General features: G+C 39.8%; 13 protein-coding genes, 1 tRNA gene and 1 other RNA gene. 10 read left to right on the top strand and 5 right to left on the bottom strand.

All coding sequences use genetic code 11. From position 1 onward, the window contains the following. Window positions 1–2: 2 nt before the first annotated feature. The 8 genes from mbhE (at window position 3) to MLC52_RS02745 (ending at window position 6,735) form a co-directional block, all read left to right on the top strand. Window positions 3–662, top strand: a complete 660-nt coding sequence (mbhE, locus tag MLC52_RS02780; protein ID WP_434581202.1) for a hydrogen gas-evolving membrane-bound hydrogenase subunit E — start codon at window positions 3–5, stop codon at window positions 660–662. Beyond that, window positions 659–967 (top strand): sodium:proton antiporter, encoded by a 309-nt coding sequence (locus MLC52_RS02775; protein ID WP_151900936.1) that lies wholly within the window; start codon window positions 659–661, stop codon window positions 965–967. The genes mbhE and MLC52_RS02775 overlap by 4 nt, the downstream gene beginning before the upstream one ends. Beyond that, the gene (locus MLC52_RS02770; protein WP_434581200.1) at window positions 967–2,433 is read left to right on the top strand and encodes a complex I subunit 5 family protein; all 1,467 of its coding nucleotides are present in this window, start codon (window positions 967–969) and stop codon (window positions 2,431–2,433) included. Before MLC52_RS02775 ends, MLC52_RS02770 begins: the two co-directional genes overlap by 1 nt. Next, on the top strand, window positions 2,430–3,923 hold the full coding sequence (locus MLC52_RS02765; RefSeq protein WP_434581199.1) for a proton-conducting transporter transmembrane domain-containing protein: 1,494 nt from the start codon (window positions 2,430–2,432) through the stop codon (window positions 3,921–3,923). The genes MLC52_RS02770 and MLC52_RS02765 overlap by 4 nt, the downstream gene beginning before the upstream one ends. A gap of 67 nt (window positions 3,924–3,990) precedes the next feature. Continuing rightward, the gene (locus MLC52_RS02760) at window positions 3,991–5,568 is read left to right on the top strand and encodes a complex I subunit 5 family protein (protein ID WP_434581197.1); all 1,578 of its coding nucleotides are present in this window, start codon (window positions 3,991–3,993) and stop codon (window positions 5,566–5,568) included. Window positions 5,569–5,655: 87 nt separating this feature from the next. Next, window positions 5,656–6,030: a transfer-messenger RNA gene (gene ssrA / locus MLC52_RS02755) on the top strand. A 191-nt stretch (window positions 6,031–6,221) separates the two neighbouring features. Then, window positions 6,222–6,530, top strand: a complete 309-nt coding sequence (locus MLC52_RS02750) for a nucleotidyltransferase family protein (protein ID WP_434581196.1) — start codon at window positions 6,222–6,224, stop codon at window positions 6,528–6,530. Next, on the top strand, window positions 6,523–6,735 hold the full coding sequence (locus MLC52_RS02745; protein ID WP_418641064.1) for a hypothetical protein: 213 nt from the start codon (window positions 6,523–6,525) through the stop codon (window positions 6,733–6,735). The genes MLC52_RS02750 and MLC52_RS02745 overlap by 8 nt, the downstream gene beginning before the upstream one ends. 46 nt (window positions 6,736–6,781) lie before the next feature. Here the strand turns inward: MLC52_RS02745 and MLC52_RS02740 are convergent, their stop codons facing one another. After that, entirely contained in the window at window positions 6,782–6,955 is a 174-nt protein-coding gene (locus MLC52_RS02740; protein WP_418641063.1) for a hypothetical protein, read from the bottom strand. Window positions 6,956–7,018: 63 nt separating this feature from the next. Between MLC52_RS02740 and MLC52_RS02735 the strand changes: the two genes are divergently transcribed. Continuing rightward, window positions 7,019–7,351, top strand: coding sequence for a SprT-like domain-containing protein (locus tag MLC52_RS02735; protein WP_230973257.1), 333 nt, complete (start codon window positions 7,019–7,021; stop codon window positions 7,349–7,351). Between the two features lie 5 nt (window positions 7,352–7,356). Here the strand turns inward: MLC52_RS02735 and MLC52_RS02730 are convergent, their stop codons facing one another. Then, window positions 7,357–8,040: a hypothetical protein gene (locus MLC52_RS02730; protein WP_434581193.1), complete on the bottom strand. Its 684-nt coding sequence runs from the start codon at window positions 8,038–8,040 to the stop codon at window positions 7,357–7,359. 101 nt (window positions 8,041–8,141) lie between these two features. Then, a tRNA-Val gene (locus MLC52_RS02725) sits at window positions 8,142–8,216 on the bottom strand. Window positions 8,217–8,424: 208 nt separating this feature from the next. Between MLC52_RS02725 and pckA the strand changes: the two genes are divergently transcribed. Further along, complete coding sequence (pckA, locus tag MLC52_RS02720; RefSeq protein ID WP_151900941.1) at window positions 8,425–10,014, top strand: phosphoenolpyruvate carboxykinase (ATP); 1,590 nt, start codon at window positions 8,425–8,427, stop codon at window positions 10,012–10,014. Between the two features lie 37 nt (window positions 10,015–10,051). Here the strand turns inward: pckA and MLC52_RS02715 are convergent, their stop codons facing one another. Further along, window positions 10,052–10,612, bottom strand: coding sequence for a DedA family protein (locus MLC52_RS02715; protein WP_151900942.1), 561 nt, complete (start codon window positions 10,610–10,612; stop codon window positions 10,052–10,054). Between the two features lie 123 nt (window positions 10,613–10,735). Continuing rightward, complete coding sequence (gene uvrB, locus MLC52_RS02710) at window positions 10,736–12,718, bottom strand: excinuclease ABC subunit UvrB (RefSeq protein ID WP_434581191.1); 1,983 nt, start codon at window positions 12,716–12,718, stop codon at window positions 10,736–10,738. Window positions 12,719–12,760 lie beyond the last annotated feature (42 nt).

Raw genomic sequence — 12,760 nt, 5'->3', positions numbered from 1 at the left:
GTATGGTACGTTTTTTTACATTCATTTTAACAGCTCTTCTTTTTGCAGGCTTAACGTATGCCGTTTTATCTTTACCTCAACAGACACAGGGTCTTGCCCAAACAGTAGGCTCACAAATGCAAAACAGCGGTGTTTCCAATCCTGTAACAGCGGTATTGATGAACTTCCGTGCCTATGACACCCTCCTTGAGATGGCGGTTTTGTTTATTGCTCTTTTGGGAGTTTATTCATTGGACAGTTCAGCAAGAGAGGCGAAATCTCTTTTAAAAAGCCCTGTATTAAAAAGATTGGGAGGGATTTTTGTCCCTGTATTGCTTTTGCTGAGTGCTTATATTTTATGGATTGGAGCACAGGCTCCAGGCGGTGCTTTTCAGGCCGGTTCTATTTTAAGTGCTACTGGAATCTTGATTTTTTTAAGCGGGTGGAAACTTGATTTGTCTTATAAAAATTTCTTTGTACGACTTCTTGCAAGTACAGGTTTGCTTGCTTTTGTTCTTGTTTCGGCAATCACACTACTGTTTTCTGATACACTTCTTGAATTTTCTGCAACAGAGGCTTCTTATTTCATTTTTATTCTTGAAGCCGCTGCAACTGTTTCAATAGCAATAACTCTTTTTAATCTTTTTTTTACTATTTTTGCACAACCAAAGGAAGAGAAGTGAGCACACTGTTTTTCTATGCTGTCGCCGGAATCGGACTTTTTTGTACAGGTTTGTATACACTCATTGTACAGGCCCATCTTTTGCGAAAACTGCTTGCCATAAACATTATGGGAAGCGGTGTTTTTCTTTTACTTGTCTCCCTCTCCATGCGCACTGCAGGCACACAGCCGGACCCGGTACCGCATGCCATGGTCATCACGGGGATAGTTGTTGCTATATCCGCAACAGCACTGGCCCTGGTTTTTATGATAAAAATTGCATTAAAAACAGGCAAAGCAGAGCTTTCAAGCCTGGAAGAAAAGTGATGTATTTAAAACTTGTATTAGCAACCCCTTGGGAAGTTTTTTTGATTTTATTGCCGATTTTAGGAGGATTGTTCTCTTTTCTTTTGCCGAAATTCAATAAAGCTATCGGTATTTCCACACTCATACTCACACTCTTTTTTGTAGTTTTTATTGCTCTGAAACTACGTACGCGAGGTGCTTTTTATCATCTTGTAGGCGGCTGGGATGCACCCTTGGGTATAAACCTTTACATAGACGGTTTAAGTCTTGTTATGCTTGGGCTAACTGCACTCATCGGAGTCGGAGCAAGTGTCTATGCAGGAAAATATTTTACGCAGACACAGTCTCTTTGGTTTTGGCCAATCTGGCTGTTGCTCATAGCCGGGCTTAATGCTCTTTTCTTATCGCAGGATATCTTTAATTTTTATGTAACTTTGGAACTTATCGGACTGGCCTCCGCCGCCCTGACTGCTTTGAGCAATACAAAAGAGGCACTGACAGGAGCTATGCGGTATTTGTTAGTGACACTGCTTGGCTCGCTTGCTTATCTTTTAGGCGTCGCTCTGTTGTATCATGGTTTTGGAAGTGTAGATATTGCCATTCTTTCAAATACAATAGAATCTACCCCTGCAGCATGGGCTGCAATGGGTCTGATGAGTGCCGGTTTGCTTCTTAAAAGCGCTCTTTTTCCTTTGCATTTCTGGCTTCCGCCTGCACATGCCAGTGCTCCTGCCCCTATAAGTGCAGTATTGTCGGCGCTCATCATCAAAGCTTCCATATATATACAGCTGCGCTTATGGATATCTCTTTTTTTTCCTCTGCATAATTTTTATTTTGAAATATTTTTTGCTGTACTTGGATCCATAGCCGTTTTATGGGGCTCCGTTCAGGCACTTGTGCAGACTCGACTGAAACTGCTCATAGCCTACTCCACAGTAGCGCAGGTAGGCTATCTTTTTCTTGCTTTTTCTTTGGCTTTGGGAGGGGTGTCTGTAGCGTGGAGTGCACTTATCTACCTTATGCTCTCACATGCACTGGCAAAAAGTGCTTTGTTCCTTGTAGCAGGAAATTTATTGCATTTTCACGGGCATGACCGTATCATTGATTTGGACCGTATTGCACAAAGGCTTCCTTTGAGTACCGCTGCTTTTGCTTTAGCGGGAGTGAGTATTATCGGATTACCCCTCAGTGGCGGTTTTATAGGCAAATGGTTTCTCCTTGAAGCATCACTTACAGACAATAACTGGGGAATAACCGCAGTAGTTCTTCTGGGCGGATTGTTGGCTGCAGGATATATTTTCAAGGTTCTGGGGCTTACTTTTACCAAAGCAGCCCTTTCACAGAAGACAAAAACAATTCCTCTCTCAATGGAACTTGTACCTCTGTGTCTTGCGATAATGGCAATTTTGACAGGTTTTTTTGCGACACCATTGCTTTCGCTGATACATATTGGAAATCCTTTTGGAAGCATTGGAGCAGCTCCATGAGTTTCAATACATATGTACCCTTGTTTGTAGTTTTGAGCTCTTTTTTACCCGCTCTGATAATCTTCAGGCTTTCAGAAAAACAGCATAGGCTCCGTACTTTTTTAAATCTTTGGGGAATTTTCATAACACTTGTTTTAGTCATATGGATGTTTGTCGGTGTCTATTACGGTGAACATTATGAAATACGTTTTGCGCTTATCCAGAATCTTGATATCAGTTTGCGTGCCGGACCTTTTGCTCTTTTTTTTACAGGGCTTTCAAGTGTTTTGTGGTTTATAACCACTGTCTATGCTATTGGTTATCTGGAGGGTTCTGCACACAGCAGCCGCTTTTTCGGGTTTTTCAATCTTTGTATTACGGCCACTATTGGCATTGCCTTATCCGGAAACCTCATCACTTTTTTGCTTTTTTATGAAATACTGACACTTTCTGCCTACCCTCTTATTATCCATAGAGGTACTGAAGAGTCCCGTCTTGCAGGCAGCAGATACCTTCTCTATACTCTGATTGGAGGAACCCTGTTACTTTTGGGAACAGTATGGCTTTATACATTAACCGGTACACTTGAGTTTACGCCAAAAGGATTTGTGCAAACAATACTGCAAGAGCATTCTTCGGCTCTTGTAGCAATTTTCATCCTTTTAATTGCAGGATTCGGTGTCAAAGCAGCACTCTTTCCTCTGCATGGATGGCTGCCGCAAGCCATGGTGGCGCCGGCACCGGTAAGTGCTCTCTTGCATGCAGTCGCCGTTGTCAAAGCAGGAGCATTCGGTATAGTACGCGTTGTATATGAAGTATACGGACTTGAAACAGCAGCTTTTCTTGGTTTGACAACACCTCTGGCTGTTATAGCTTCCATCACTATCATATACGGCTCTCTCAGAGCACTTTTTCAGGATAATCTCAAACGAAGGCTGGCTTTTTCTACAATAAGCCAGGTTTCTTATATCATCCTTGGTATTGCCATAGTGGGTCCCATCGCAACAACAGGGGGAATTATACATCTTGTGCACCAAGGTGTTATGAAAATCACTCTCTTTTTTGGAGCAGGAAATTTTGCAGAAACACTTGGCGTACATCAGGTAAGCCAAATGAACGGCATCGCAAAACGCATGCCCTGGACTATGGTGTCTTTTACTATCGGCGCCCTTGGCATGATCGGTATACCTCCGATTGCAGGATTTATTACGAAATGGTACCTGGGACTTGGTGCTTTGGAATCCGGGCAGGGGTGGGTAATAGCTGTACTTGCTGCGAGCAGTCTCCTGAATGCAGGATACTTTTTACCTATACTTTATCGAGCATGGTTTTTGGCACCTCCAAAATCCTGGCCTGATGAACATAATTTTTCAAAAGGGGAAACAAAACTCAGTCTCTTATGGCCGCCGCTTATTACAGCATTTTTTGCTCTTTCTTTTGGTCTGTTCGCCGCTTCTCCCTGGAGTCCTTTAGCATGGGTGCATCTCATTACCCAGCGGGAGTTTTTTTAAAATGTATGAAACGTCTGTAAACAGCCTGCTCTTATTGGGTGTACTCTGGCCTCTAATGCTGGTTCCCATGTTGTCTCTAAAAAAAATCCGTCCTATAACTTTATCGCTTGCTGCATGGGCAGGTATCCCTGCACTTTTTGCCGCTTTACTTGTCTCGCCTAGCATCGCTCATTGGAATTTTCCATGGTTGCTTCTTGGTATGAAAATCGGACTCGATGCCACAGGAACTCTTTTTTTGTTTGGCAGTGCACTCCTTTGGTCTGTTGCCGGCATCTACACAAAAGCATATTTTTCCAAAGAAGACAGACAGATCTCTTTTTATAGTTTTTTTCTGCTTGCAATGGCCGGAAACTTTGGACTTGTAATATCTCAGGATATTTTCAGCTTTTATCTTTTTTTTACTTTAATGAGCTTTGCCTCATATGGCCTTGTCGTCTTTAATAAAGACAAGGAAGCCTTTGACGCAGGATTAGTCTATATAATTTTGGTTGTTATTGGCGAAGTGATGCTTTTTGTTGCTTTTTTATTACTGGCGCAGACATCTGATGTAACTTCATTTGAATCTGTACGAACAGGATTTATAAACAACCCGAATAAAAATTTAGTAATCCTGTTGCTTTTTACTGCTTTTGGTATAAAGACAGGGATTATCGGTTTACATGTATGGCTGCCTCTTGCGCATCCCGTAGCGCCCACACCTGCAAGTGCAGTTCTCTCCGGTGCAATGATAAATGCCGGACTTTTGGGATGGTTGCGATTCCTTCCATTAGGAGAGATCATCTCCCTCTACTGGGCAGCAGGCATTATACTTTTAGGTCTTTTAGCACAATTTTACGGAGTCATTATAGGCTTGACACAACGTAATCCCAAAACACTTTTAGCCTATTCAAGCATAAGCCAGATGGGGATTATGACTATGCTTATAGGTTTTGGATTTTATCTGCCTGAGCATTGGAAGAGTATCTTGGCCGGTATCACTTTTTTTGCTTTGCATCATGGCCTCAGCAAAGGAGCTCTTTTTTTAGGTGTCGGCATGCTTGGCAGCACAAATAAACTGCAAAGATATGCGATATGGCTCGGACTCTGTATACCTGCTCTTGCATTGGCAGCTGTACCCTATAGCAGCGGCATGACAGCAAAATTTTTGCTAAAGAGCTATACCGCGTACTTTGCAGCACCTTGGAGCAGTATGCTTTCCGTACTTCTTGTTATCGGCACTGTAAATACAACATTGCTTATGATAAGATTGCTGTATTTGGTTCGGCCGGCTGCAGCTCCTTTTGGGGTCAGTACAAGTTTTTCTCTGCTTTGGCCTTGGATTTTGCTTCTTGCAGGCATTCTCTCTTTGCCATTTTCTTTAGACTTTTCTCTGAAAATTATGCGAGAGCTGAATGCCCTCCCTTTCCTGTACCCCTTATTTTTGAGCATCTTTATCACTGTTTTTATAAGGAAAATAAAAAAGTTGCAAAATATAAAACCTGTACCGGCAGGTGATATAGTCCTTTACTATGAAAAAGTTCTTCTTTTCTTAATCAGAAATGGCAAAAAATTTAATTTTATTTTGCTTTACTACACTCGCTTTCTCTCTTTTTTAACTGCCAAAATCACAAAATTCTCAGATAAAATAGTAGCATGGATACAATAAACCAGCTAAAAAAGCATCATACTATTTACAAATTAACAAATATATTTGGTATAATATATTATTACTTTTAAAATAAGTAATAAATATGGGGCTGACCTGGTTTCGACGGGATCTGGTGGCTCCCAACTGCATGTCGGACTGAGCATTCCGTTAGACGGCTCACAATTGCTTAAACGCAAACAATACAAATTATCGCCCAGCTTTAGCAGTAGCTTAAGTTTTAACCCCTCGTAAGAGGCGGGCTGCTTCACCTGTGGATTCTAAATAAGCAGGACTCGAAGTATAACCCTTCATTTAGATATATCTTGAGTCTGTCTCAGCTCAAGACGAATCCTTGAGACTGGTCTTGCGTAGCTTTGCAGGTTGTGTGAAGCAAGACGAGATTAAACAACCTTTCTAAGCATGTAGACGTTGGGAGTAGCCAGGTTTCGGACTGCGGTTCGATTCCGCACAGCTCCACCATCCAACAATTTTTTAATCCCACTAAAAACCTATTATAAATACCTAAATGAAGGGATGCCTGTTCATCCAAATGGTTCAAATTTTTCCTTGGTCAAAAACAACTCTCAATTTTTGCAGAACAGTCTTATGAAAATTAATAAATTAAATAAGTAATTATGTAGTATAATTTAAAAAAAATATAGGTGCAGTTCATGGAGAAAAGCCAAATATTATCATACTTAAAAAATGTTAAATCAGAGTATGAAAAAGAGGGGTTTGTCATCAAAGCGCTCTTTGGCTCTTACTCTCGTGATGAAGCTGATAAGAATAGCGATATAGATATTCTTGTAGAAGCAAAGCCTGAATTTGTCAGCAGGTATGGTTTTGGTGCAATATCCCGCATACAAGAGATACAAAATGAACTCACTCAAGCATTTGGCATAAAAGTTGATTTAGCTGATAGTACAGGGATGGGAAAAACTGCTAAAAAGTTCATCATCGATAGAGCAATTTATGTCTAAAGAGTCTATAAGCAAAGTTTATCTCATAATTGAAAAAATAGACTACATTGAACAAACTGTTAAAAAAGCAGGAAGAGTTGTCAAAACGCTAGAAGATGTGGCAATTTACAGAGCTGCGATACTTATGCATCTGACTGCCATAGCTGAACAGTTTAACAAACTAAAACAATCTCATAGTAACGAGATACTCTCAAAATTAGCATAAAAAAGGATAGTAAAAAAACTTATGCACAACAATATATACCACTTTTTTAAAGCCAGTTCAAAAAGAGGCTTATTTTTGGAATGGTTCGATTCCGCACAGCTCCACCAAACAGGACTGCAACATCTTTGGTAAAAAACTTGAATACATTTTTATAGCTGTCATCTTTATTTTTGGGAGTATTCTCATTTTCAACTCCTACCAAAGCTATCAATTTAAGCACAATCCTCTTCCACAAACATATATCAATCAAATACAGGCAAAAGAGCAGGATGTTTTACAACACATGCAGGACAATTTTGGTTTCATTTACAGGTTTCCAATTATTATTACAGATAAAGTGCCGGGAAGACTTTATGGTCTGACCTCTTACAAAAACGGAAAGATAAAGATATTTTTAAACAAAAAGGTAATGCAGGAGAGTATGCCTTATATGATTTCGGATGTAATCCCTCATGAATATGCCCATGCTCTTCTTTTTAAACTCCATCAAAATGCTGTAAGAAATGATGGGCACTCCAGACTTTGGCAAGAAACCTGTAAAAGTCTGGGAGGAAAAAACTGCAGGCGCTATGTAGATCAAAAAGAGATTATCATGTCAAAAATGCCCTTTAAATAATCTCCCTATTCGTCAATATCTCTTTGGGCATCTTGAAAATAATATCCTGGAAATTCTATTTTTTGTAAAGATTTCAGCCCCTCTTCATTTTCTATGACTTTATACAGTTCCCCGTAAATAATCTGCGGTTCAAAAACAAAATTTTCTACAGTAGCTTTATTCTCCTGTGTTGCCAGGGATTCTGGTAAAAAAGTATCACAGACTACATCATAGTAACTCTCACGCAATAAATCATACTCATCCAGGTCTGTACTGCAGTCAAAATAGGAAAAGCTCATAGCCTCATCGCTGTTGTTTATTTCAAGACTCAGCATTATATTTGCTTTTCCCTGCTCTTTTCTTAGATATATTATATCGCCCTTGCATGCTTTCGTTAAGAGGTTTTTAATAGGTTTGAGTGTTTGATTGACCAGTTTAAAACTCTCCATTGAAATTTCTTTCTCTTCACTCTCTTCATCAGCACATGCAAGGTACTCAATCTCCTCACCGTTCATGACTTTATATGTACATACGTCAGTTACAGCATCAAGCTCACCGCTTTGCGCATAAGCATCAATCTCTTCCATAATGCTTTTTATTTCTGATTCTTCGTTGATTTCTTCGTTTTCTAAATTAAATTCCTCAAAAGTCCCGACATTGCTCAGACTTACTATAGAAATATCACCTTCGATTATAATTTTTCTTTCCATTGTATACTCCTGTCTGTTTTTTATGATTATACATCTTTTGGAATAAAAAGCAATGGAACTTAAGTAACAAATATGTGATTTTTTTATAAATTTTGTTGTGATGGTGCTCGATACTGGATTTGAACCAGTGACTCCTACCTTGTCGAGGTAGTACTCTACCACTGAGTTAATCGAGCTGTAGTAAATGAAGAGTAAAATTCTACCAAAAAATCCTTAAACCAATTTTCTTTTTCAAACTTTTTGCGAATATCTTTTTCTTTTCTATAATATTTTGAAAAACAATCTATTTTACTTTTAATTTATGTTTAGAAGTAGTATAATTTCGCTCTAGAGATGATACACTGCTAAAAAGTATCAATTATTACATATACCACAAGGTAAACTATGAGCATAACAAAAGAATTAGAAGATTTAGGACTTAAAAATGTCGGAAAAATTTATCATAACCTTGACTATGATGAATTAATCAAGCATGAACTTGAAAATGGTGAAGTAAGAAAAACCAAAACAGGTGCAACTGCTGTAGATACAGGTATATTTACAGGCCGTTCACCCAAAGACAAATATTTTGTTGACCGTGAACCATCTAATAAATACATAGCATGGGGAGATGTCAACCAAAAAATCAGTGAAGAAATTTTCAATGAGCTTCTGGATCTTTCCCGTGAACAGCTTTCTGGGAAAAATCTTTATGTGACTGATGTATACAGTGGCGCAAGTCCCGCTTCAAAAAAATCTATTCGTTTTGTGACAGAGATTGCCTGGCAGTCTCATTTTGTTAAAAATATGTTTATTCGCCCCACTCCTTCCGAACTTGCATCATTTAAATCTGATTTTACTGTTTTAAATGCCTGTAAAGCTGTCAATGACAAATGGAAAGAACACGGCATGAACTCTGAAGTTTTTGTTCTCTTTGATATCGAAAGAAACATGGCTATAATCGGTGGTACCTGGTATGGCGGTGAGTTGAAAAAAGGTATTTTTTCAATGATGAACTACTGGCTGCCGCTTGACGGAAAACTCTCCATGCACTGTTCTGCAAATGTTGGAGAACGCGGAGACACTGCTCTGTTTTTTGGACTGAGCGGAACCGGAAAAACAACACTTTCAACAGATCCAAAACGTGCCCTCATCGGTGATGACGAACATGGTTGGGATGATTACGGCGTCTTTAACTTTGAGGGGGGATGTTATGCAAAAGTCATTAACCTTGACGCAAAAAGTGAACCTGAAATTTACGGTGCAATCAAAAAAGATGCACTTTTGGAAAATGTTGTTATGCATGATGACGGTGAAGTTGACTATGATGACGGTTCCAAAACCGAAAACACCCGTGTTTCTTATCCTATTGAACACATAAAAAACCACAAGCCTGATTTAATGGCAGGACACCCTGAAAACATTATCTTTCTCTCTGCCGATGCGTTTGGTGTACTGCCTCCGGTTTCAAAACTGACCCGAGAACAGGCAATGTACTACTTCCTCAGCGGATACACTGCAAAAGTTGCCGGAACAGAACGTGGTATTACCGAGCCGGTTGCAACGTTCTCTGCATGTTTCGGTGAAGCATTTATGACCCTGCATCCTACAGTGTATGCCAAACTTCTCGGCGAAAAAATTGACAAACACAATGTAAATGTTTACCTTGTCAACACAGGTTGGACCGGTGGAGGATACGGTGTCGGCAAACGTATGAGTTTAAAAGACACCCGCGCATGCATCAATGCCATACTTGACGGTACCATCAATGAAAGTGAATTTGATACGACAGAGACATTCAGACTGCAGGTACCTAAAACACTGGGAGATATCAACCCTGACCTTTTAAACCCCAGAAATGCCTGGGAAGACAAAGAGGCCTTTGACGCAACCCGCGACAAACTTGCAGATATGTTTGTGGAAAACTTTAAAAGATACCAGGATGCCGACAGCGAATTTGACTTCTCTGCAGCAGGTCCCAAGGTAGAAAAGTAAAAAGCTTTTTGGCTTTTTACTCTTACTCTCTTTCAAGCTACTTTTTTTTCGTAGCCTTTTCCAGATAGATCCAAACTGCTCCGCCGATAGTAAGTAAAATCACAGGGGCTATCCATTTGTTATCATTAATATACAGGGCAAACTTACTCAAAACAGCCCCGAAGTAGTAACTGCTCAGACCAAATGCCAAAGCCCACACAGCAGCTGCAAAAATATTTAATATTGCAAACTTTTTAAAGTCATATTTTGTCAATGCTATTGCAATCGGTACGACAGTTTTTAAACCGTATATAAACTTTTGAATAAAAATAACCCAATCCCCATGTTTTTTTATAAGTATATGTGCAAGTGCGAGTTTACGTCTGTGCTTTCGCAGCCCCTCAACCATCATAGACTTCTGGTATCTTGTCAGCCAAAAAAGTAAAACATCTCCAAGCGCATTGCCCAAAAAGGCAATACTGATTGAAAGTGTCAAATCCATCTTCCCCATAAAACTCAAAACACCTGCTGCTACAAGTCCGATGAATCCGCCGCCTAAAGAGTATAAAAAAAGTCCTATATACCCGTATGTTGCCAAATTACTGAATGTATCTTCCATATTTTATTGTTACTCCTTATTTATTGCTTTTTGCTTTCTAAATTGCTATATTTTTTTGTAACCCAGTCTTGAATCTTGAAAGACACAAAGCCCGCACTGAAATACGGGTTCCAAAAAGCAAATCTAAAGTTTTTTAATTTTTGTGATTTCATCACGCAGTCGTGCCGCTTCTTCAAAATTTAGCTCACGGGCAGCCTCTTTCATTTTTAAGGAAAGCTCTTTTATCATTGCTTTTCTTTCACTTGGCGGTATTTTATCCTGTTTTTTGTATTTTTGGTAGAGCCCGCCATGATCTTCAACTTTAAGATTTTCATCCAGGGCCCGTTTTGTTGTTTTTGGCGTTATGCCATGCTTCTTGTTATACGCTTCTTGAATTGCCCGTCTTGCATTTGTTTTGTCGATGGCTCTTTGCATAGAGCCTGTCATTTTGTTTGCATACAGAATAACCCGACCGTTTTCATTTCTCGCTCCGCGTCCTATAGTCTGTACAAGTGCCGTTTCACTTCGTAAAAACCCCTCTTTGTCCGCATCCAAAATTGCCACAAGAGAAACCTCCGGCAGATCCAGACCTTCACGTAAAAGATTGATGCCTATAAGCACGTCAAACTCACCCAGACGCAATGAACGAATAATTTGGTTTCGCTCGATTGTATCAATATCTGAGTGCATATACTGTACTTTAATGCCCAAATCCGCCAAATATTTTGTCAGGGCCTCTGCCATTTTTTTCGTCAAAACCGTAATTAAAACACGTTCGTCTTTGACAATGGTCTTTTTAATCTCATCATGTATATCTTCTACCTGATTGTCTGAGGGCTTTATCTCTATAACAGGGTCAAGCAGTCCCGTCGGACGGATAATCTGTTCCGCTTTGACTGCCGACATTTCCAACTCATATTCAGAAGGTGTTGCTGAAACAAAAAGATAATACGGTGCTTTGTTTATGTACTCTTCTGCCTTTAGCGGACGGTTGTCGAGGGCTGACGGCAGGCGAAAGCCATAATCGACAAGCACCTCTTTTCTTGCTCTGTCTCCTGCATACATTCCTCGATACTGTGGCAGAGAAACATGGGATTCATCTACGATAACAAGATACTCTTTATGGTTTTGTTCAAAATAATCAAGCAATGTAAAAGGGGCTTCTCCCGGTTTTTTATTTGTCAAAAGTCTTGAATAGTTTTCAATACCCTTGCACATTCCGGTTGTCTGCAACATCTCCAGGTCAAATTCGACACGCTGTTTGAGTCTTTGATACTCGACTAATTTTCCCTCTTTTTGAAAATATGCCAAACGTTCATCAAGCTCTTCTTCTATGCGTTTGACAGCCACAGCCATTTTTTCCTGAGAAACACTAAACTGTGAAGTCGCATAAACAGTAACACTTTTATGCTCTTCAAGACGTTTGTTATCTATGACATCAAAAGTATAAATTGCCTCTATTTCATCACCGAAAAATTCGACACGGATTGCTTCTTGTTCAAAATACGGCGGATAAATATCCATGCTTTCTCCGTTCACGCGAATATGCCCGCTGTCAAAATAGCTGTCATTTCGGGAATATCCCATTTCCACCAAACGCAAAAGCAGTTTCTTCTGCGCTATTTCATCACCGACGGCCAAAGACTGCACCATGTTTTGGTACTCCTCAGGATCTCCCAAACCATAGTTTGCAGAAACAGAGGCGATGACGATAACATCATCATACGAAAGCAGATTTGCCGTAGCGGAAAGTCGAAGACGTTCAAGTTCATCATTGATAGCGGAATCTTTTTCTATAAAAAGATCCTGACGCGGGATGTAGGCTTCAGGCTGATAGTAATCATAATAAGAAACAAAATATTCGACATGATTGTTTGGAAAAAACTGACGAAATTCTGAGTAAAGCTGTGCGGCAAGCGTTTTATTATGTGTCATAATGATAGTCGGCATTTTTACATTTTCTATAACGCGTGCCATCGTATGGGTTTTTCCGCTCCCCGTGACCCCTTCAAGTGTCTGATAGCGATTCCCTTTCAGTATGGAGTCAGAGAGTTTTTTTATAGCTGTCGGTTGATCACCCGCCGGTTCATAGGGTGATACTACTTTAAATTCTGGTTTCTTTTTCATTAATGGAATTATAGCCAAATGAAAGAAACATCAAAGATTATA

Source organism: Sulfurimonas sp. NW15 (genome assembly GCF_051132285.1).
Taxonomy (GTDB): domain Bacteria; phylum Campylobacterota; class Campylobacteria; order Campylobacterales; family Sulfurimonadaceae; genus Sulfurimonas; species Sulfurimonas hydrogeniphila.
Note: the sequence above shows the minus strand (reverse complement) of the source record. Positions and strands in the feature narration are given on the sequence as shown.